Annotated in this window: 17 protein-coding genes; 13 read left to right on the top strand and 4 right to left on the bottom strand. The window is 70.7% G+C overall.

The genetic code is table 11. The features are described 5' to 3' along the window. The first annotated feature begins 191 nt into the window (after window positions 1-191). Window positions 192-1,634, top strand: coding sequence for a 30S ribosomal protein S1 (gene rpsA / locus ASG83_RS11020; RefSeq protein ID WP_055861240.1), 1,443 nt, complete (start codon window positions 192-194; stop codon window positions 1,632-1,634). A gap of 122 nt (window positions 1,635-1,756) precedes the next feature. Here the strand turns inward: rpsA and ASG83_RS11025 are convergent, their stop codons facing one another. Then, entirely contained in the window at window positions 1,757-2,353 is a 597-nt protein-coding gene (locus ASG83_RS11025) for a DUF4126 domain-containing protein (RefSeq protein WP_055861243.1), read from the bottom strand. A gap of 72 nt (window positions 2,354-2,425) precedes the next feature. Between ASG83_RS11025 and coaE the strand changes: the two genes are divergently transcribed. The 12 genes from coaE to ASG83_RS11085 all read left to right on the top strand — a co-directional run bounded on the left by coaE (window position 2,426) and on the right by ASG83_RS11085 (window position 16,606). After that, window positions 2,426-3,046, top strand: coding sequence for a dephospho-CoA kinase (gene coaE / locus ASG83_RS11030; protein ID WP_055861247.1), 621 nt, complete (start codon window positions 2,426-2,428; stop codon window positions 3,044-3,046). Window positions 3,047-3,055: 9 nt separating this feature from the next. Beyond that, entirely contained in the window at window positions 3,056-5,128 is a 2,073-nt protein-coding gene (gene uvrB, locus ASG83_RS11035; RefSeq protein ID WP_055861249.1) for an excinuclease ABC subunit UvrB, read from the top strand. 54 nt (window positions 5,129-5,182) lie between these two features. Beyond that, window positions 5,183-8,077 (top strand): excinuclease ABC subunit UvrA, encoded by a 2,895-nt coding sequence (uvrA, locus tag ASG83_RS11040; RefSeq protein ID WP_055861252.1) that lies wholly within the window; start codon window positions 5,183-5,185, stop codon window positions 8,075-8,077. A gap of 14 nt (window positions 8,078-8,091) precedes the next feature. Next, window positions 8,092-10,089: an excinuclease ABC subunit UvrC gene (gene uvrC / locus ASG83_RS11045; protein WP_055861255.1), complete on the top strand. Its 1,998-nt coding sequence runs from the start codon at window positions 8,092-8,094 to the stop codon at window positions 10,087-10,089. Next, window positions 10,086-10,958 (top strand): RNase adapter RapZ, encoded by an 873-nt coding sequence (gene rapZ / locus ASG83_RS11050; protein ID WP_055861258.1) that lies wholly within the window; start codon window positions 10,086-10,088, stop codon window positions 10,956-10,958. The genes uvrC and rapZ overlap by 4 nt, the downstream gene beginning before the upstream one ends. A 58-nt stretch (window positions 10,959-11,016) precedes the next feature. Continuing rightward, a complete protein-coding gene (gene whiA, locus ASG83_RS11055) occupies window positions 11,017-11,994 on the top strand; it encodes a DNA-binding protein WhiA (RefSeq protein WP_055861261.1) in 978 nt (325 codons plus the stop codon). A gap of 143 nt (window positions 11,995-12,137) precedes the next feature. Beyond that, on the top strand, window positions 12,138-12,764 hold the full coding sequence (locus tag ASG83_RS11060) for a superoxide dismutase (RefSeq protein WP_055861263.1): 627 nt from the start codon (window positions 12,138-12,140) through the stop codon (window positions 12,762-12,764). 126 nt (window positions 12,765-12,890) lie between these two features. Further along, window positions 12,891-13,901: a type I glyceraldehyde-3-phosphate dehydrogenase gene (gene gap / locus ASG83_RS11065; protein WP_055861266.1), complete on the top strand. Its 1,011-nt coding sequence runs from the start codon at window positions 12,891-12,893 to the stop codon at window positions 13,899-13,901. A gap of 21 nt (window positions 13,902-13,922) precedes the next feature. Next, window positions 13,923-15,137, top strand: a complete 1,215-nt coding sequence (pgk, locus tag ASG83_RS11070) for a phosphoglycerate kinase (protein WP_055861268.1) — start codon at window positions 13,923-13,925, stop codon at window positions 15,135-15,137. Beyond that, window positions 15,128-15,919, top strand: coding sequence for a triose-phosphate isomerase (gene tpiA / locus ASG83_RS11075; RefSeq protein ID WP_055861272.1), 792 nt, complete (start codon window positions 15,128-15,130; stop codon window positions 15,917-15,919). Before pgk ends, tpiA begins: the two co-directional genes overlap by 10 nt. A gap of 66 nt (window positions 15,920-15,985) precedes the next feature. Beyond that, window positions 15,986-16,234, top strand: coding sequence for a preprotein translocase subunit SecG (secG, locus tag ASG83_RS11080; protein ID WP_055861275.1), 249 nt, complete (start codon window positions 15,986-15,988; stop codon window positions 16,232-16,234). A 12-nt stretch (window positions 16,235-16,246) separates the two neighbouring features. Next, window positions 16,247-16,606 carry an RNA polymerase-binding protein RbpA gene (locus ASG83_RS11085; RefSeq protein WP_055861278.1) on the top strand — a complete coding sequence of 120 codons (360 nt, stop codon included), beginning with the start codon at window positions 16,247-16,249 and terminating at the stop codon, window positions 16,604-16,606. A gap of 106 nt (window positions 16,607-16,712) precedes the next feature. Here the strand turns inward: ASG83_RS11085 and pgl are convergent, their stop codons facing one another. From pgl to zwf, 3 genes are read right to left on the bottom strand one after another with little or no spacing between them, the layout of a single operon-like run. After that, on the bottom strand, window positions 16,713-17,531 hold the full coding sequence (gene pgl / locus ASG83_RS11090; RefSeq protein WP_055861281.1) for a 6-phosphogluconolactonase: 819 nt from the start codon (window positions 17,529-17,531) through the stop codon (window positions 16,713-16,715). A 41-nt stretch (window positions 17,532-17,572) separates the two neighbouring features. Further along, a complete protein-coding gene (locus ASG83_RS11095) occupies window positions 17,573-18,496 on the bottom strand; it encodes a glucose-6-phosphate dehydrogenase assembly protein OpcA (protein ID WP_055861284.1) in 924 nt (307 codons plus the stop codon). Then, window positions 18,493-20,034 (bottom strand): glucose-6-phosphate dehydrogenase, encoded by a 1,542-nt coding sequence (zwf, locus tag ASG83_RS11100; protein ID WP_055861287.1) that lies wholly within the window; start codon window positions 20,032-20,034, stop codon window positions 18,493-18,495. Before zwf ends, ASG83_RS11095 begins: the two co-directional genes overlap by 4 nt. Window positions 20,035-20,057: the final 23 nt, after the last annotated feature.

The raw sequence follows: 20,057 nt of genomic DNA on the forward strand, positions 1-20,057 counted from the left end.
ATCGTCGCGGCCCCGTCGACCACCGGTCGGCGGGGCCGCGGTCGTCCGATCGCGTGTTTGCCGGGGGAGTGCCGGGGCGATAGGGTGGAGGGTCGCCAATCTGGCGTCGTTCTGTCCGTACGCCCGGACGACACCTTCCAGCACCTCGTCGCCCCGGGCCCGATCCATGTCCGCATCGGAGCAACCACTACATGACCACCGTAACGACCAAGGCCCCCAAGCAGATCGCCATCAACGACATCGGTTCTGCTGAAGACTTCCTGGCCGCGGTCGAGAAGACCCTGAAGTTCTTCAACGACGGCGACCTCATCGAAGGCACCGTCGTGAAGATCGACCGCGACGAGGTCCTCCTCGACGTCGGCTACAAGACCGAGGGCGTCATCCCCTCGCGCGAGCTCTCGATCAAGCACGACGTCGACCCCACCGAGGTCGTCAGCGTCGGCGACACCGTCGAGGCCCTCGTTCTCCAGAAGGAGGACAAGGAAGGCCGCCTCATCCTGTCCAAGAAGCGCGCCCAGTACGAGCGCGCCTGGGGCGACGTCGAGAAGATCAAGGACGCCGACGGCGTCGTGACCGGTCAGGTCATCGAGGTCGTCAAGGGCGGCCTCATCGTCGACATCGGGCTCCGCGGCTTCCTCCCCGCCTCGCTCATCGAGCTGCGTCGCGTCCGCGACCTCACGCCGTACCTCGGCCAGGAGCTCGAGGCGAAGATCCTCGAGCTGGACAAGAACCGCAACAACGTCGTCCTCTCGCGTCGCGCGCTCCTCGAGCAGACGCAGTCCGAGAGCCGCACCACGTTCCTCAACAACCTCGCCAAGGGCCAGGTCCGCAAGGGCGTCGTCTCCTCGATCGTCAACTTCGGCGCGTTCGTCGACCTCGGCGGCGTGGACGGCCTCGTGCACGTCTCCGAGCTCAGCTGGAAGCACATCGAGCACGCGAGCGAGGTCGTCGAGGTCGGCCAGGAGGTCACCGTCGAGATCCTCGAGGTCGACCTCGAGCGCGAGCGCGTGTCGCTCTCGCTCAAGGCGACGCAGGAGGACCCGTGGCAGGTCTTCGCCCGCACCCACGCCATCGGCCAGGTCGCGCCGGGCAAGGTCACGAAGCTCGTCCCCTTCGGCGCGTTCGTGCGCGTCGCGGACGGCATCGAGGGCCTCGTCCACATCTCGGAGCTGTCGGGCAAGCACGTCGAGCTCGCCGAGCAGATCGTCTCGGTCGGCGACGAGGTGTTCGTCAAGGTCATCGACATCGACCTCGACCGCCGTCGCATCTCGCTGAGCCTCAAGCAGGCCAACGAGGGCGTCGACCCCGAGGGCGCCGAGTTCGACCCCGCGGTGTACGGCATGCCGACCGAGTACGACGAGGCCGGCAACTACAAGTACCCCGAGGGCTTCGACCCCGAGTCGGGCGAGTGGAAGGACGGCTTCGAGGAGCAGCGCGCCAAGTGGGAGCAGGACTACGCTGCCGCCCAGGCCCGCTGGGAGGCCCACAAGAAGCAGGTCGCCACGGCCCTCACGGAGGAGTCGACGCTCGACCTCCCCGGTGGCTCGACCTTCAGCTCCGAGTCGGCCGGCGCGGGCACCCTCGCCGACGACGAGTCGCTCGCCGCTCTGCGCGAGAAGCTCTCGGGCAACTGAACGACAGGCGACTGAGCCACCCGGGTCTCATCGACCCGATCGCGAGCGGGCCGCTCTCCCTGACGGGGAGGGCGGCCCGTTCCGCGTTCCCGTGACGACGCGCTGGCGTGAGCCGGGTCTGCTCAGAGCTGGACGACGGAGAGACGACGACGCCGGGCGCGCACGAGGAGGAGCGGCACCGCGACGACGAGGGCGAGCAGCGCGACGACGACGAGCACCGGCACGACCAGGGCGAGGATGCTGAGCCCCAGCGCCCCGACGTCCTCCGCTGTCGACAGCACGGGGGCGGCCGCGCCCGCTGTGAGCGCGTTGGCGGCGGGCCGCGCCGCCATCTTGCCGAGGTGGACGATGAGGGCGATCACGACGCCCGCGGCGATGGGCACCCACTGCTGCGAGGCGACGAACTCGCTCGGGTCGCTGACCGCGACGGTCTGCGCTCCGCTTCCCGAGCCGAAGACGATGCCGCCGGCCGCGGGCCGGATGATGGTCTGCAGCCAGTCGTTGATCGAGTCGACGGCGGGCACCTTGTCGGCGACGACCTCGATCACGAGCAGCACAGCGAGGCCGCCGAGCACCCATTCGTTCTCGAGCCAGGTCCATCCGGCGGGCAGGGTCACGACGTCGAGGAAGCGCCCGGCCAGGCCGAGCAGCAGGAGGGGGATGTAGGCGTTGAGCCCGGCCGCGACGGCCAGGCCGGTGCCGGTCAGGACTTCGAGCACGATTCGCCTCCTCCTCGGTGTGCCACATGGTACTCGCCGGGGCCGAAGCCGTCAGCGGGATAGGCTCGAGGGGTGGAGGTCATCGGGCTCACGGGCGGAATCGCCGCGGGCAAGTCGGCGGTCGCGGCACGACTGGCGGAGCTGGGAGCGGTCATCGTGGACGCCGATCGGCTGGCGCGCGAGGCGGTCGCACCCGGCACGCCGGGGCTTTCCGCCGTCGTCCAGCGCTTCGGAGAGACGGTGCTCGACGCGGAAGGCGCGCTCAATCGGACGGCCCTGGGCGCCATCATCTTCGGGAGCGAGGTCGACCGGCGCGACCTCAACGCCATTGTGCATCCAGAGGTCCGGCGACTGTACCGCGAGCGCGTCGAGGCGATCGCCGCGTCCGATCCGGACGCCGTCGTCGTGTACGACGTCCCGCTACTCGCGGAGGCCCGCGCCGCGGATGAGTTCGCACTCGTCGTCGTCGTCGACGCTCCGCCGGACGTCCGGGTCGAGCGGCTCGTCCGGCTGCGCGGCCTCGACCGGGCGGCCGCCGAGGCCCGCGTCGCGGCGCAGATCCCCGACGCCGAGCGCCGCGCGATGGCGGATATCGTCATCGATTCAAGCGGCACGCTGGACGCCACGCTCGAGCAGGTCGACGCCCTGTGGGAGCGCCTGGTCGCCCAGCGCGCTGTCGGTGGTCCCTCCTAGTCTGGAGGGATGCAGCCCACGAGGTCCGTCCGCCCCTTCGAGGTCGTCAGCGACTACACGCCGAGCGGCGACCAGCCGCAGGCGATCGCCGACCTCGCGGCCCGCATCAACGCCGGCGAGACCGATGTCGTGCTTCTCGGCGCCACCGGAACGGGCAAGTCGGCGACGACCGCGTGGCTCATCGAGCAGGTGCAGCGCCCCACTCTCGTGCTCGCGCACAACAAGACGCTCGCGGCGCAGCTCGCGACCGAGTTCCGAGACCTGCTGCCGCACAACGCGGTCGAGTACTTCGTCTCGTACTACGACTACTACCAGCCCGAAGCGTACGTCCCGCAGACCGACACCTTCATCGAGAAGGACAGCTCGGTGAACGCCGAGGTCGAGCGCCTCCGCCACTCGACGACGAACTCGCTCCTGAGCCGCCGCGACGTCGTCGTCGTCTCGACGGTGTCGTGCATCTACGGCCTCGGCGCTGCGGAGGAGTACCTCGACGCCATGGTCGCCCTCCAGGTGGGCGAGCGCATCTCGAGGGATGCCCTGATCCGCCGCTTCGTCGGCATGCAGTACCAGCGCAACGACATCGACTTCTCGCGTGGCAAGTTCCGCGTGCGCGGCGACACGATCGAGATCATCCCGATGTACGAGGAGCTGGCGATCCGCATCGAGATGTTCGGCGATGAGATCGAGGCGCTCTACGCGCTCCACCCGCTCACGGGCGACGTCGTGAAGACCCTCGACGCGGTCTCCGTCTTCCCCGCCACGCACTACGCCGCGTCACCCGACACGATGCAGCGCGCGATCGTCACGATCAAGGAGGAGCTGGAGCTGCGACTCGCCGAGCTCGAGCGGCAGGGCAAGCTCCTGGAGGCTCAGCGGCTGCGCATGCGCACGACCTACGACATCGAGATGATGGAGCAGATCGGGTTCTGCAACGGCATCGAGAACTACTCCAGGCACATCGACGGCCGCCAGCCGGGGGAGCCGCCCAACTGCCTGCTCGACTACTTCCCGGAGGACTTCCTCGTCGTCATCGACGAGAGCCACGTGACCGTGCCGCAGATCGGCGCGATGTACGAGGGCGACGCCTCGCGCAAGCGCACGCTCGTCGAGCACGGCTTCCGCCTCCCGAGCGCGCTCGACAACCGACCCCTGCGGTGGGAGGAGTTCCTCGACCGGACGGGGCAGAAGGTCTACCTCTCGGCGACGCCGGGCAAGTACGAGCTCGGCATCACCGACTCGATCGTCGAGCAGATCATCCGCCCGACGGGCCTCGTCGACCCCGAGATCGTCGTCAAGCCCAGCAAGGGCCAGATCGACGACCTCCTCGAGCAGATCCGACTGCGGGTCGAGCGCGACGAGCGCGTCCTCGTGACGACGCTGACGAAGAAGATGGCGGAAGAGCTCACCGACTTCCTCACGGAGGCCGGAGTGCGCGTGCGGTACCTGCACTCCGACGTCGACACGCTGCGCCGCGTCGAGCTGCTGAGCGAGCTGCGCCAGGGCGTCTACGACGTCCTCGTCGGCATCAACCTCCTCCGTGAGGGCCTCGACCTGCCGGAGGTCTCGCTCGTGGCCATCCTCGACGCCGACAAGGAGGGCTTCCTGCGCTCGGCGACCTCGCTCATCCAGACGATCGGGCGCGCCGCGCGCAACGTCTCCGGCTCTGTGCACATGTACGCCGACGTCGTCACGCCGTCGATGGCCCAGGCGATCGAGGAGACCACGCGGCGCCGCGAGAAGCAGGTCGCGTACAACCTCGCCAACGGCATCGACCCGACGCCGCTGCGCAAGAGGATCGCCGACATCACCGACCAGCTCGCCCGCGAGGGCGCCGACACCGCCGAGCTGCTCGCCCAGCGCGGTCTGGGCGGCGGGAAGTCCGCGCCCACGCCGCGCCGCCCCCGCGAGGGCAAGGCGGCCGAAGGGGCCACCGAGCTCGAGGCGATCATCGGCGACCTCACGGCCCAGATGCTCACGGCGGCCGCCGAGCTCAAGTTCGAGCTCGCCGCGCGCCTGCGCGACGAGGTGCAGGAGATGAAGCGCGAGCTGCGGCAGATGGTGGAGGCGGGCCACGTACGCTGAGCGCGCACTGCGGAACCGGGTGCGCACGGAGGACTGTCGGAGGCGCCGCCTAGAATGACGCGAGTGCCGGCATCCCCTCTCGACCTTCATTCGCACCTGAGCGTGCGCGGCGCGCGCGTGCACAATCTGCGCGACGTCGACCTCGTGATCCCGCGCGACTCGCTCGTCGTCTTCACGGGCCTCTCGGGCTCGGGCAAGAGCTCGCTCGCCTTCGACACGATCTTCGCCGAGGGCCAGCGGCGCTACGTCGAGTCGCTCTCCGCCTACGCGCGGCAGTTCCTCGGTCAGGTCGACCGGCCCGACGTCGACTTCATCGAGGGGCTGAGCCCCGCGGTGTCGATCGACCAGAAGTCGACCAACCGCAACCCGCGCTCCACCGTCGGCACGATCACCGAGATCTACGACTACATGCGCCTGCTCTGGGCGCGCGTCGGTATCCCGCACTGCCCGGTCTGCGGCGAGCGGATCCAGCGCCAGACCGTCCAGCAGATCGCCGATGAGCTCATGGAGCTCCCCGAGGGGCGGCGCTTCCAGATCCTCGCCCCCGTCGTGAGCCAGAAGAAGGGCGAGTTCGTCGACCTCTTCGCCGAGCTCGCGGCGAGCGGCTACTCGCGCGCCGTCGTCGACGGCGAGCTCATCCAGCTCTCCGAGCCGCCGACGCTCAAGAAGCAGAACAAGCACGACATCTCCGTCGTCGTCGATCGGCTCGTCGCGAGCGCGGACATCCTGACCCGCCTCACCGACTCGCTCGAGACCGCGCTCGGGCTCACCGACGGGATCGTCACGATCGACTTCGTCGACGAGGAGGCCGGCACGCCCCCGCGCACGCGCACCTTCAGCGAGAAGCTGTCGTGCCCCAACCGCCACCCGCTCCAGCTCACCGAGATCGAGCCGCGCACGTTCTCGTTCAACTCGCCCTTCGGCGCGTGCCCCGTCTGCTCGGGCCTCGGCACCCGCATGGCGGTCGACGAGGAGCTCCTGGTCGGCGACCCGAGTCTGACTCTCAACGACGGCGTCATCCTGCCCTGGAACCAGCAGGGCAAGGGTCTGTACAGCTACTTCCAGAAGCTGCTCGCCGGCCTCGGGCGCGACCTCGGCTTCTCGCTCGACACCCCCTGGGGCGAGCTGGATGAGAGCACGCAGCAGGCGATCCTCCACGGCAACGACTTCGAGGTGCGCGTGAAGTGGCGCAACCGCTACGGGCGCGACGTGACGTACTCCACGGGCTTCGAGGGCGTCATCCCGTACATCGAGCGCAAGTACGCCGAGGCCGAGAGCGACTGGTCGCAGCAACGCTTCGCCGAGTACCTCCGGGAGGTGCCGTGCCCGGAGTGCGAGGGCGCGCGGCTCAAGCCCGAGGTGCTCGCGGTGCTCGTGGACGACCGCTCGATCTCCTCGGTCGCCGAGCTGAGCATCCACGACGCGTACGAGTTCATGCAGAGCATCCACCTCACCGAGCGCGAGGCGTCGATCGCCGCGGCCGTCCTGCGCGAGATCCGGGCGCGGCTGGAGTTCCTGCTCGAGGTCGGGCTCGGCTACCTGAGCATGGCGCGCGCCGCCGGAACCCTGTCGGGCGGCGAGGCGCAGCGCATCCGCCTCGCGACGCAGATCGGCTCGGGGCTCACGGGCGTGCTGTACGTGCTCGACGAGCCCTCGATCGGGTTGCACCAGCGCGACAACCGCCGCCTCATCGACACGCTCGTGAAGCTCAAGAACCTCGGCAACACCCTCATCGTCGTCGAGCACGACGAGGACACGATCCGCACCGCCGACTGGGTCGTCGACATCGGCCCCGGCGCGGGGGAGCACGGCGGTCGCGTCGTGCACTCCGGCTCGTACGCGGAGCTCCTCGCGAACCGCGAGTCGATCACGGGCGACTACCTCGCCGGTCGGCGCCAGGTCGTCGAGACGCTCCCGCGCCGCGCGATCGACCAGGGCCGCCGGCTGACGATCGAGGGTGCGCGCGCCAACAACCTCCAGAACGTCTCCGTCGACATCCCGCTCGGGGTGTTCGTCGCCGTCACGGGCGTGAGCGGCTCGGGCAAGTCGTCGCTCGTCAACGACATCCTCTACAAGGTGCTCGCCAACAAGCTCAATGGCGCCCGCCAGGTGCCCGGGAAGCACACCCGCATCACGGGGCTCGAGCACCTCGACAAGGTCGTCCACGTCGACCAGGCACCCATCGGGCGCACGCCGCGGTCCAACCCCGCAACCTACACGGGCGTCTTCGACCGGATCCGCGCGCTCTTCGCCGAGACCGTCGAGGCGAAGTCGCGCGGCTACCTCCCCGGTCGCTTCAGCTTCAACGTCAAGGGCGGGCGCTGCGAGAACTGCGCGGGCGACGGCACCATCAAGATCGAGATGAACTTCCTCCCCGACGTCTACGTCGCGTGCGAGGTCTGCGGCGGCGACCGCTACAACCGCGACACGCTCGCCGTGCACTACAAGGGCAAGAACATCGCCGAGGTGCTCGACATGCCGATCGAGGAGGCCGCGGAGTTCTTCGCGCCCATCACCGCGATCCACCGGTTCCTCCAGACTCTCGTCGACGTCGGGCTCGGCTACGTCCGGCTCGGGCAGAGCGCCACGACGCTCTCCGGCGGCGAGGCCCAGCGGGTCAAGCTCGCGACCGAGCTGCAGAAGCGCTCGAACGGCCGCAGCATCTACGTGCTCGACGAGCCCACGACGGGCCTGCACTTCGAGGACGTGCGGAAGCTGCTGACCGTCCTCGGCGGGCTCGTCGACAAGGGCAATTCGGTCATCGTGATCGAGCACAACCTCGACGTCATCCGCGCGGCCGACTGGCTCATCGACCTCGGCCCCGAGGGCGGCTCCGGGGGCGGCACCGTACTCGCGACCGGCACGCCGGAGGACCTCGCGCGCGTCGAGGGCAGCCACACCGGCCACTTCCTCGCCGAGCTCCTGCCCGCCGCCCGAGCGGCCGGCTGAGCCGCAGAACGATCGTGGCGACCGCGAGCGAGACCCGGGAGGCCTGGCGCCCGCGCCGGGGCGAGATCCCCACCGAGCCCGGCGTGTACCGCTTCCGCGACGAAGCCGGTCGCGTGCTCTACGTCGGCAAGGCGAAGAACCTGCGCTCACGCGTGAGCAACTACTTCCAGCCCCTCCACGCCCTCCACGACCGCACGCGGCGCATGGTCACCACCGCTCGCGGGGTCGAGTGGACGGTCGTCGGCAGCGAGCTCGAGGCGCTCGAGCTCGAATACACCTGGATCAAGGAGTTCTCTCCGCCGTTCAACGTCAAGTTCCGCGACGACAAGACCTACCCCTACCTCGCCATCACGCTCGGCGACCGCGTGCCGCGCGTGATGGTCACCCGCACCCGAGGCATCCCCGGCGCCCGCTACTTCGGCCCGTACACGAAGGTCTGGGCCGTGCGCGAGACGGTCGACATCATGCTCAAGGCCTTCCCGGTGCGCTCGTGCACCGAGAGCACCTACAAGCGCGCGCAGGACCGGAACCGCCCGTGCCTGCTCGGCGACATCGGCAAGTGCGCCGCGCCCTGCGTCGGGCGGGTCAGCCCGGAGGAGCACAAGTCGCTCGCGCTCGACTTCGCCTCCTTCATGGCCGGCAACGACGCGAGCTACGTGCGCGACCTCCGCGCCCGCATGTCCGCCGCCGCCGCCGAGCTCGACTACGAGGCCGCGGCGCGGTACCGCGACCAGATCGGGGCGCTCGAGACGGCGCTGTCGAAGAGCGCGCTCGTGCTCGCGGACGACGTCGACGCCGACGTGTTCGGGATCGCCTACGACGAGCTCGCCGCCGCCGTGCAGCTCTTCATCGTGCGAGGAGGCCGCATCCGCGGCGTCCGGGGCTGGGTGGTCGACACCGAGCTCGATGTGACGCTCGCCGAGCTCGTCGACTCGGTGCTGCAGAACGCGTACGACGGCGCCGAGCCGCCCGCCCGCGAGATCCTCGTCCCGGCCGTCCCCGACGACGCCGCCGCACTCCAGCAGGTGCTCACCGAGCGTCGACGCGCGGCGGGGGAGCGCGGGAGCGTCGTCGTGCGGTCCGCTCGTCGCGGCGACAAGGCCGCGCTGAGCGAGACGGCGCTGGCCAACGCGCGCGGAGCCCTGCAGGTGTACAGGACGCGACGCAGCGGCGACTTCACCGCGCGCTCGCAGGCCCTCGCGGACATCCAGGAGGCCCTCGGGCTGGACGAGGCGCCGCTGCGACTGGAGTGCTTCGATGTCTCGCACCTCGGCGGCACCAACCAGGTGGCGTCGATGGTCGTCTTCGAGGATGGCCTGCCGCGCAAGGACCAGTACCGCTCGTTCTCGATCGCGAGCGCGCGCGACGACACCGACGCCGTGTACCAGGTGCTCTCGCGCCGGCTCGCCTACCTGCGGCCCGGGGCCGACGGCGCCGAGGTCCCGGCCGACACGAGCACCGATCCGGACTCCCTCGCCGCGGCGCCCACCGCTCCGCCGTCACCCGCCGCGGGGGCGAGGAAGTCGTTCCACTACCGCCCGGGGCTGCTCGTGATCGACGGCGGCCAGCCGCAGGTGCAGGCCGCCGCCCGCGCGATCGCCGACGCGGGCATCACCGATCTGGCCGTGTGCGGCATCGCCAAGCGCCTCGAGGAGATCTGGCTCCCCGACAGCGACTACCCCGTCATCCTCCCGCGGACCTCCGACGCGCTGTTCCTGCTGCAGCGGCTCCGCGACGAGGCCCACCGCTTCGCCCTCAAGCACCAGCGCACCAAGCGCAAGCAGTCGATCTCGACCGAGCTCTCGAGCGTGCCGGGCCTCGGGCCCGCGCGCGTGCGCGAGCTGCTCTCGCGCTTCGGCTCGGTCGCGCGACTGCGCTCGGCGACCCTCGAGGAGCTCATGGCGATCGACGGGATCGGCCGCAGGACCGCCGAGGCCGTGCAGCGAGCGGTCGGCACGCCCGCGGCTAAGCTGAAGGCACCCGACTCGAGCGCTGTGAGGCCACACGAATGACCGAACGCCCCGCCCACGATGTGGTGATCGTCACCGGGATGTCCGGTGCGGGCCGATCGACCGTCGCCAACGCCCTCGAAGACCTGGGCTGGTACGTCGTCGACAACCTCCCGCCGCAGATGCTGCGCCCGCTCGTGGACCTCGCCGTGCATCCCGGCAACCATCTGCCCAAGATGGCGGCCGTCGTCGACGTCCGCGGCGGCCGGCTCTTCGCCGACCTGCGCATGATCGTGGAGGAGCTGCGCGACCGCGCCACGGTGCGCGTCCTCTTCCTCGAGGCGACCGACGCCGCCCTCGTCCGGCGCTTCGAGCAGGTGCGGCGCCCGCACCCGCTGCAGGAGGACGGCACGCTTCTCGATGGCATCGGCCGCGAGCGCGAGCGGATGCGCGAGGTGCGCGAGCTCAGCGACATCATCATCGACACGAGCGAGTTCAACATCCACCAGCTCGCCACGACGGTGTCGGAGATCTTCTCGCCCGACGGGGCGTCGACCGTCCGCGTCACCCTCGAGAGCTTCGGCTTCAAGTACGGCCTGCCGAGCGACGCCGACATGGTCGCCGACGCGCGATTCCTGCCGAACCCCTTCTGGGAGGAGTCGCTGCGCTCCCTCACCGGGGTCGACGATCGGGTGAGCGAGTTCGTGCTGGCGCAGGACGGCGCGCGCGAGTTCGTCGATCGCTACGTGGCCGTGCTGCAGACCGTGCTGCGCGGCTACGCCCGGGAGAACAAGCGCACAGCGACGATCGCGATCGGCTGCACCGGCGGCAAGCACCGCTCGGTCGCGATCGTGGAGGACGTCGCCGCGCACCTTCGGGGGATGCCCGGGGTCGCGGTCGCCGTGAAGCATCGCGACCTCGGACGCGAGTAGGCTCGACTGTCGCCCCACGAGGGCGCTGCTCACCCCCGCTTCACCGAGAGGACGACCCGTGGCACTGACCGCCGATGTGAAAGAGGAACTCGCACAGCTGGCGGTCACCAAGACCACGGTGCGCGCCGCGGAGCTCGCGACCATCCTCCGCTTCGCCGGCGGGCTGCACCTCATCTCCGGCCGCGTCGCGGTCGAGGTCGAGCTCGACGCTCCGACGATCGCCCGGCGCGTGCGCCGCGACCTCGCCGAGCTCTACGGGATGCGCAGCGACGCCGCGATGATGTCGCCCGGCGGGATCCGCCGCACCCCCACCTACGTCGTGCGGGTCGTCGACGGCGGCGAGACGCTCGCCCGCCAGACGGGCCTGCTGGATGCCCGGCGTCGGCCCGTCCGCGGACTGCCCAACAAGCTCACCACCGGGTCGAAGGACGAGCTGGCGGCCGTCTGGCGCGGCGCCTTCCTCGCGCACGGCTCGCTCACCGATCCGGGACGCTCGGCGTCGCTGGAGATCACCTGCCCGGGCAACGAGTCGGCGATGGCCCTCGTCGGTGCCGCCGGCCGCCTGGGGGTTCCCGCGAAAGCCCGCGAGGTGCGCGGCGTCCACCGCGTCGTGATCCGCGACGGGGAGAAGATCAGCCAGATGCTCCGGCTCATGGGGGCGGCGCAGACGGTCTCCGAGTGGGAGGAGCTCCGCCAGCGCCGGGAGGTGCGAGCGACCGCGAACCGCCTGGTCAACTTCGACGACGCCAACCTCCGCCGCTCGGCCCAGGCGGCCGTCGCGGCCTGCGCGCGCGTCGCCCGGGCCATGGAGATCCTCGGCGACGACATCCCCGAGCACCTGCGGTACGCCGGCCAGCTGCGCCTCGATCACCGCGACGCGAGCCTCGACGAGCTGGGCCACCACGCCGACCCGCCCATGACGAAGGATGCCGTCGCCGGGCGCATCCGTCGCCTTCTCGCGATGGCCGACAAGCGCGCCGAGCAGCTCGGCGTGCCCGGGACGGATGCCGACCTCCCGAGCGAGGACGACGACTGAGTCCGCGCTCGCACGAAGACTGAACGTCCGGTGCGCATCGGGAAGAGGCCCGGGGCCTGAACGGTTGCCGTCAGTAGACTGACAGCCGTCAGCGGGGCCGCCGCCACCGCGGTCTCGGACCATCTGCGAGAAGAAAGCACGTGATGTCCGTTTACAGCCTTCCCGACCTTCCGTACGACTACGCCGCGCTCGAGCCGCACATCAGCGCCCGCATCATGGAGCTCCACCACTCCAAGCACCACGCCGCCTACGTGACCGGCGCGAACACCGCTCTGGAGAAGATGGCCGAGGCTCGCGAGTCCGGCGATTTCGCCAACATCAACCGCCTCGAGAAGGACCTCGCGTTCCACCTGGGCGGCCACGTGAACCACTCGATCTTCTGGACGAACCTCTCGCCCGAGGGCGGCGACAAGCCCGAGGGCGAGCTCGCCTCGGCGATCGACGAGTTCTTCGGCTCGTTCGACAAGTTCGTGGCGCACTTCACCGCCGCCTCGATGGGCATCCAGGGCTCCGGCTGGGGCGTGCTGTCGTGGGACCCGATCGGGCGCCGCCTGGTCATCCAGCAGCTCTTCGACCAGCAGGGCAACACCGCGCAGGCGACCGTCCCGCTGCTGCAGCTCGACATGTGGGAGCACGCCTTCTACCTCGACTACGTCAACGTCAAGGCCGACTACGTGAAGGCGTTCTGGAACATCGTGAACTGGAAGAACGTGGCCGAGCGCTTCCAGGCCGCCCGCTCGGGCACGGACGCCCTCCTGCTACTGTCGTAACGGGTCCCGTGGCCGGGGCCACGCGCCCCGGCCACCCCTCACCACCTCGAGCCACCACCCTCGAGCCGCCACCCCACCACCACCCTCCGGCGCGCTCTGCGCCGACCGAAACACCAGGAGTCTGCAGTGAGCGTGAAGATCGGAATCAACGGCTTCGGCCGCATTGGTCGCAACTACCTCCGGGCCGCGCTGGCCCAGGGCAGCGACCTCGAGATCGTGGCGGTCAACGACCTGACCGACAACGCGGCGCTCGCGCACCTCCTGAAGTACGACTCCGTCGGCGGCCCGCTCGCGCACGACGTCTCGCACGACGGCGACTCGATCACCGTCGGCGGCAAGCGCATCCGCGTGTTCGCCGAGCGCGAGCCCGCGAACCTGCCCTGGAGCGACCTGGACGTCGACATCGTCATCGAGTCGACCGGCCGCTTCACCAAGGCGGAGGACGCGAAGAAGCACATCGCCGGCGGCGCCAAGAAGGTCCTGATCTCGGCGCCCGCCACGGGAGACGACGCCACGATCGTGATGGGCGTCAACGAGGAGTCGTACGACCCCGCCACCGACGTCATCATCTCCAACGCCTCGTGCACCACGAACTGCCTCGCGCCGCTCGCCAAGGTCTTCAACGACGCCTTCGGCATCGAGCGCGGCTTCATGATGACGGCGCACGCCTACACGGCCGACCAGAACCTCCAGGACGGCCCGCACAGCGACCTGCGCCGCGCTCGCGCGGCCGCGATCAACATCGTTCCCGCCTCGACCGGAGCGGCGAAGGCCATCGGCCTCGTCCTGCCCGAGCTCAACGGCAAGCTCAGCGGCTCGTCGTACCGCGTGCCCGTCCCCACCGGGTCGATCGTCGACCTCACGATCATCACCCCGACCGAGGGCCTCACGGTCGACCAGATCAACGCGGCCTACCAGGCCGCCGCGTCGGAGGGCCGCCTCGCCGGCTACCTGCAGTACACCGCCGACCCGATCGTGTCGAGCGACATCCAGCTCAACGCCCACTCGTCGATCTTCGACTCGGGCCTGACCAACGTCAGCGGCAACCTCGTCAAGGTCTCGGCCTGGTACGACAACGAGTGGGGCTACTCCAACCGTCTCGTCGACCTCACCGAGTACGTCGCCGAGCGCCTCTAGTTCCGGAAGGGCGTCCTCCCCGTGGCACTGAGAACCATCGAGTCCCTCGGCGAGCTCGCCGGGAAGCGCGTCATCCTGCGCTGCGACCTCAACGTCCCGCTGAAGGACGGCGTCGTCACGGACGACGGTCGCATCCGCGCCTCGCTCCCGACGATCAACGCCCTCGTCCATCGGGGCGCCCGGGTCGTCATCGTCTCGCACCTCGGGCGCCCGGACGGCGCACCGGACCCGCAGTACAGCCTCGCGCCGGTCGCCCAGCGGCTGAGCGAGCTCCTCGGCGCTGCCGTCGCCGTCGCCGACGACACCGTCGGCGACGGCGCGGAGAGCACGGTCGCCGCCCTCGAGAACGGCGGCGTGGCGGTGCTCGAGAACCTGCGCTTCAACCCGGGCGAGACGAGCAAGGACGCGGACGAGCGACGTGCCTTCGCCGAGCGCCTCGCGCGCTTCGGCGACGCGATGGTCTCCGACGGCTTCGGCGTGGTGCATCGCAAGCAGGCGAGCGTGTACGAGCTCGCGCAGCTGCTGCCCAGCGCGGCCGGCTCGCTGATCTCGACCGAGACCGACGTCCTCGACCGCCTCACCGAGCGCCCCGAGCGCCCCTACACGGTCGTCCTCGGCGGCTCGAAGGTGAGCGACAAGCTCGGCGTCATCGCCCACCTCCTTCCCCGCGTGGACCGCCTCCTCATCGGCGGCGGCATGCTCTTCACCTTCCTCAAGGCCCAGGGTCACGAGGTCGGGGCGAGCCTGCTCGAGGAGGACCAGCTCGACACCGTCCGCGGGTACCTCGCCGAGGCCCAGGAGCGCGGCGTCGAGATCGTGCTGCCGACCGACGTCGTCGTCGCCGAGCGCTTCGCCGCGGATGCCGACCACACCGTTCTCGCGGCCGACGCGATCGAGACGGGGCCGGCCGGGGCATCCGGCATCGGCCTCGACATCGGCCCCGAGACCGCGGCGCGCTTCGCGGAGCTCGTGGCGTCGTCGGCCACCGTGTTCTGGAACGGCCCGATGGGCGTGTTCGAGTTCCCCGCCTTCGCCGGCGGAACCCGCGCGGTCGCCGAGGCGCTCACGCGCGTCCCCGGCCTCGGCGTCGTCGGGGGAGGCGACTCGGCCGCGGCCGTGCGCGCCCTCGGCTTCACCGACGCGCAGTTCGGTCACGTCTCCACCGGAGGCGGCGCCAGCCTCGAGTTCCTCGAGGGAAAGAAGCTCCCCGGACTGGAGGTCCTCGGATGGGCGTAGCCCGCACCCCGCTCATCGCGGGCAACTGGAAGATGAACCTCGACCACCTGCAGTCGATCGCGTTCGTGCAGAAGCTCGCCTGGGCGCTCAAGGACGCGAAGCACGGGTTCGGCGACGTCGAGGTCGCGGTCTTCCCGCCGTTCACCGACCTCCGCAGCGTCCAGACCCTCATCGCGGCCGACAAGCTCGAGCTCGCGCACGGCGCCCAGGACGTCTCGATCCACGACAGCGGCGCCTACACGGGCGAGATCTCGGGGGCGTTCCTCTCGGCGCTCGCCTGCCGCTACGTCATCATCGGCCACTCCGAGCGCCGTCAGTACCACCACGAGGACGACCAGGTCGTCGCGCAGAAGACCGTCGCGGCGCTGCGCCACGGCGTCGCGCCCGTCGTGTGCGTGGGCGAGACCGCCGAGGACCTCGAGGCCCACGGGCCCTCCGCGGTGCCGGTCGCGCAGCTCCGCGTCGTGCTCGACGCGCTCGAGGCCGACGCCGACATCGTCGTCGCCTATGAGCCCGTCTGGGCCATCGGCTCCGGCCAGGCGGCGACGCCCGAGCAGGCGCAGCAGGTCTGCGCGGCCCTGCGCGCCACGATCGCCGAGGTGCTCGGGGAGGACGCGGCCGCGCGCACGCGCATCCTCTACGGCGGCAGCGTGAAGTCGGGCAACATCGCCGGGTTCATGAACCAGAAGGACGTCGACGGCGCCCTCGTCGGGGGCGCGAGCCTCGACGTCGACGAGTTCGCGGCCATCGCGAGGTTCCGTCAGCACGTCGGCACCGTGTGACCCGACCGGCCCCTGCCGGTGCGTTAGAGTGGGACGCTGTTCTACACCCCGAGAGGCCCCTATCCCGTGGAAATCCTTCAGGTCGTGCTCCAGGTCATCCTGGGCATCACGAGCCTTCTGCTGACGCTCATGATCCTCCTCCACCGCGGTCGCGGCGGCGGGCTCTCTGACATGTTCGGCGGCGGCGTCACGTCCAACCTCGGCGCGTCCGGCGTCGCCGAGCGCAACCTCAACCGCATCACGATCATCCTCGCCCTCACCTGGGTGACCTCGATCGTGATCCTCGGTCTCATCACGCGCTTCGACGCGGTCTAGGGCAGGAGCACCATGGTTTCCGGAGGCAGCGCCATCCGCGGGTCCCGCGTCGGGTCCGGCCCGATGGGCGAGCAGGACCGCGGGGTCCACGCCGACCGCATCGCGGTCTCGTACTGGGACGCTCACGGCAACGAGACCGTCCGCCACTTCGCGGCGAATCTCCCGGAGGAGGAGATCCCCGAGGTCATCGACTCGCCGACCTCGGGGCTGCCCGCCGGTCGCGACAAGGACAACCCGCCGCAGCTCGCGAAGAACGAGCCGTACAAGACGCACCTCGCCTACGTGAAGGAGCGCCGCAGCGAGGACGAGGCGAAGCAGATCCTCGAGGATGCCCTCACGAAGCTGCGCGAGCGCCGCGGCACCTCGGCCTGACGCCGACCCGAATCCCGTTCCACCGGGAAGGGCCCCGACGGATCGTCGGGGCCCTTCCCGCATTCCGCCCCCGCTCCGGGAGACGGGACGGATGGCTCGAGGAGGCTCAGCTGCCGCCGGGCATCCAGTCCTTCTGGTCCATCGCGCCCGTCCAGTAGGAGGTGGGCATGACGAGCGACTCGGGCACCTCAGCGGAGGCGGCCTCGTCGATGAAGAACACGGTGCGCTTGCGGCCGAGGACGCCCGCGACGGGGACGTCGGAGGGCGAGGCGCCCGCGAGCGCGAGACCGAGGGCCGGAGCCTTGTCTGCGCCGGCGAGGACGAGCCAGATCCGCTCCGAGCTGTTGAGGAGGGGCAGGGTGAGGCTCAGTCGCTCCGGCGGCGGCTTGGGGGAGTCGCGGACGGCGATCACTCCGGCCGTCGCGACCGTCGGTCCGTCGCGCTCGGGGAAGAGCGAGGCGATGTGGCCGTCGGGGCCGACGCCGAGGAAGGTGATCGCGAACACGGGGTGGTCCTCGCCCTCGCGCGCGGCGGCGCGCAGCTCGGCCTCGTAGGCGGCCGCGGCCTCCTCGAGCGTGAGCCCGGCGTCGCTCGCGGGGAACGGGTGCACTTTCGCCTCGTCGACGGGAACGTGGTCGAGCAGCGCCTCCCGCGCCTGCTTCTCGTTGCGCTCGTCGTCGCCGCGCGGCAGCCAGCGCTCGTCGCCCCACCACACGTGCACGCGCGACCAGTCGATGCTATTGCGCGCGGGGGAGTCCGCGATCGCGGCGAGCACTCCGATGCCGACCGAGCCGCCGGTCAGCACGATGTGCGCCTCGCCCTCGTCCTCGATCAGGTCGATGACCTTCGTGAGGAAGCGGGCGGCGACGGAGGCGGCGAGGGCGGCCTTGTCGGGGTGGACGAGGACTCGGCGGTCGGTGGTCACGAGAGCCTTTCGGGGGTGGAGCGGCGGGGGACCCGGGCGGGTCAGACCCGGGCGTCGAGCCCCGAGCGGAGCACGTCGCCGTAGACGTCATCGGGGTCGAGCCTACGCAGTTCCTCTGCGAGGCACTCCCGGAGTCCCCGGCGCGGCAGCGACAGCTCGTGCGTCGGCTGACCCGCCTGCGAGAGCTGGGCGACGGCGGGCTGCACGCGCTCCAGGCGCACGGGGCCGGTCGCGCGGTGCAGGATGACGCGGTGGATGCCCGCCGTCGGGTTGCCGTCGGCCACGTCGACCGTCACCGGCACCTGGAGCTGGCGGCGCAGCCAGGCGGCGAGCAGCACGGTCGAGGGCGAGTCGGGAGCCCCGGAGACCTCGGCGCTCGTGATCGGCTCGTACGGCGGCTGGTCGAGCGCCGCGGCGAGCTGAGCGCGCCACAGCGTGAGTCGGGTCCACGCGAAGTCGGTGTCGCCCGGCTGGTAGTCCTCGGCGAGGCGCTCGAGCATCGCGACGGGGTCGGCCGCGGCTCCGGTGTCGGTGATACGGCGCTGCGCGATCCGGCCGAGCGGGGTGTCGCAGGCGCGCTCGTCGGGGCACTGCCCCGGCCACCACGTGACGACGGGAGCGTCCGGCAGCAGGAGTCCCGTGACGAGCCCCTGCTGGTCGCGGGCCGTGTCGCCGTGCGCGCGCAGCACGATGACCTCGCTCGCGCCGGCGTCGCCGCCGACGCGGATCTCGGCGTCGAGGCGCGGCTTCTCGCCCGCACCGTTGGTCGACACGACGATGATGCGCATCGGATGCTCGCGCGAGGCCTCGTTGGCGGCCTCGATGGCCTCCTCCTCGGCTCCGATCGCGGTCGCGATGACGAGCGTGAGAACGCGGCCGAGGGCAACCGCGCCGCCCTCCTCGCGGAGGGTGACGAGCTTCTTCGACACCTTGCTGGTGGTGGTGTCGGGCAGGTCGATGATCACGGGCGCCTCCAGACGCGGCCGTCGCGGGCGAGCAGCTCGTCCGCGGACTTCGGGCCCCAGGTGCCGGGGGCGTACTGCTCGGGCCGGCCCTGCGTGGCCCAGAACTCCTCGATCGGGTCGAGGATCTTCCAGCTGAGCTCGACCTCCTCGTGGCGGGGGAAGAGCGGCGGATCGCCCAGCAGCACATCGAGGATGAGGCGCTCGTAGGCCTCGGGGCTCTGCTCGGTGAACGCGTGCCCGTAGCCGAAGTCCATCGTCACGTCGCGCACCTGCATGCCCGCGCCCGGCACCTTCGATCCGAACCGCATCGTGACGCCCTCGTCGGGCTGGACGCGGATCACGAGCGCGTTCTGGCCGAGCGCGGACGTCTGGCTCTCAGCGAAGAGGTACTGCGGCGCGCGCTTGAACACGACCGCGATCTCCGTCACCCGCCGGCCGAGTCGCTTGCCGGCGCGGAGGTAGAACGGCACGCCCGCCCAGCGCCGCGTGCTGATGTCGAGGCGCATCGCCGCGTAGGTCTCGGTGACCGACTCGGGGTTCATGCCCTCCTCCTCGAGGAAGCCGGGCACGAGCTCGCCGCCCTGCCAGCCGCTCGCGTACTGGCCGCGCGCGGTCGCCGTCGAGAGGTCCTTGGGCAGCCGCACAGCCGAGAGTACCTTCTCCTTCTCGGCGCGCAGGTCGGCGGCGTCGAACGAGACGGGCTCCTCCATGGCCGTGAGGGCGAGCAGCTGCAGGAGGTGGTTCTGGATGACGTCGCGCGCGGCGCCGATGCCGTCGTAGTAGCCGGCGCGGCCGCCCACCCCGATGTCCTCGGCCATCGTGATCTGCACGTGGTCGACGTAGTTCGCGTTCCAGATCGGCTCGTACATCATGTTGGCGAAGCGCAGCGCGAGGAGGTTCTGGACGGTCTCCTTGCCGAGGTAGTGGTCGATGCGGAAGACCGAGTCGGGCGGGAAGACCGACTCCACGACGGCGTTGAGCTCGCGCGCGGTCGTCAGGTCGCTGCCGAACGGCTTCTCGATGACGACGCGGCGCCACTCGCCGTCCTCCGCCTCGGCGAGGCCGCTGCGACGCAGCTGCTCGGTCACGACGGGGAACGACTTCGGCGGGATCGACAGGTAGAACGCGTGGTTGCCCATCGTGCCGCGCTCGCGGTCGAGCTCGGCGATCGTCTCCGTCAGGCGCTCGAAGGCCCCGTCGTCGTCGAAATCGCCCGATACGAAGCGGATGCCCGCCGCGAGCTGCTTCCAGGTGGCCTCGTCGAACGGCGTGCGCGCGTACTGCCGCACGGCGTCGTGCACGACCTGCTCGAAGTCCTGGTCCTCCCAGTCGCGGCGGGCGAAGCCGACGAGCGCGAAGCCCGGGGGCAGAAGTCCGCGGTTGGCGAGGTCGTAGACCGCCGGCATGAGCTTCTTGCGCGACAGGTCGCCCGTCACGCCGAAGATGATGAGTCCGCTCGGCCCGGCGATGCGGGGGAGCCTGCGATCTTCGACGGCGCGCAGGGGGTTGTTCTCCGGCGAGATATCGACCGGTGCCATGGTTCTCCTCGTGGGCCGTGCGG

Origin of the sequence: Yonghaparkia sp. Soil809 (assembly GCF_001429705.1) — a bacterium.
Classification (GTDB): Bacteria; Actinomycetota; Actinomycetes; order Actinomycetales; family Microbacteriaceae; genus Microcella.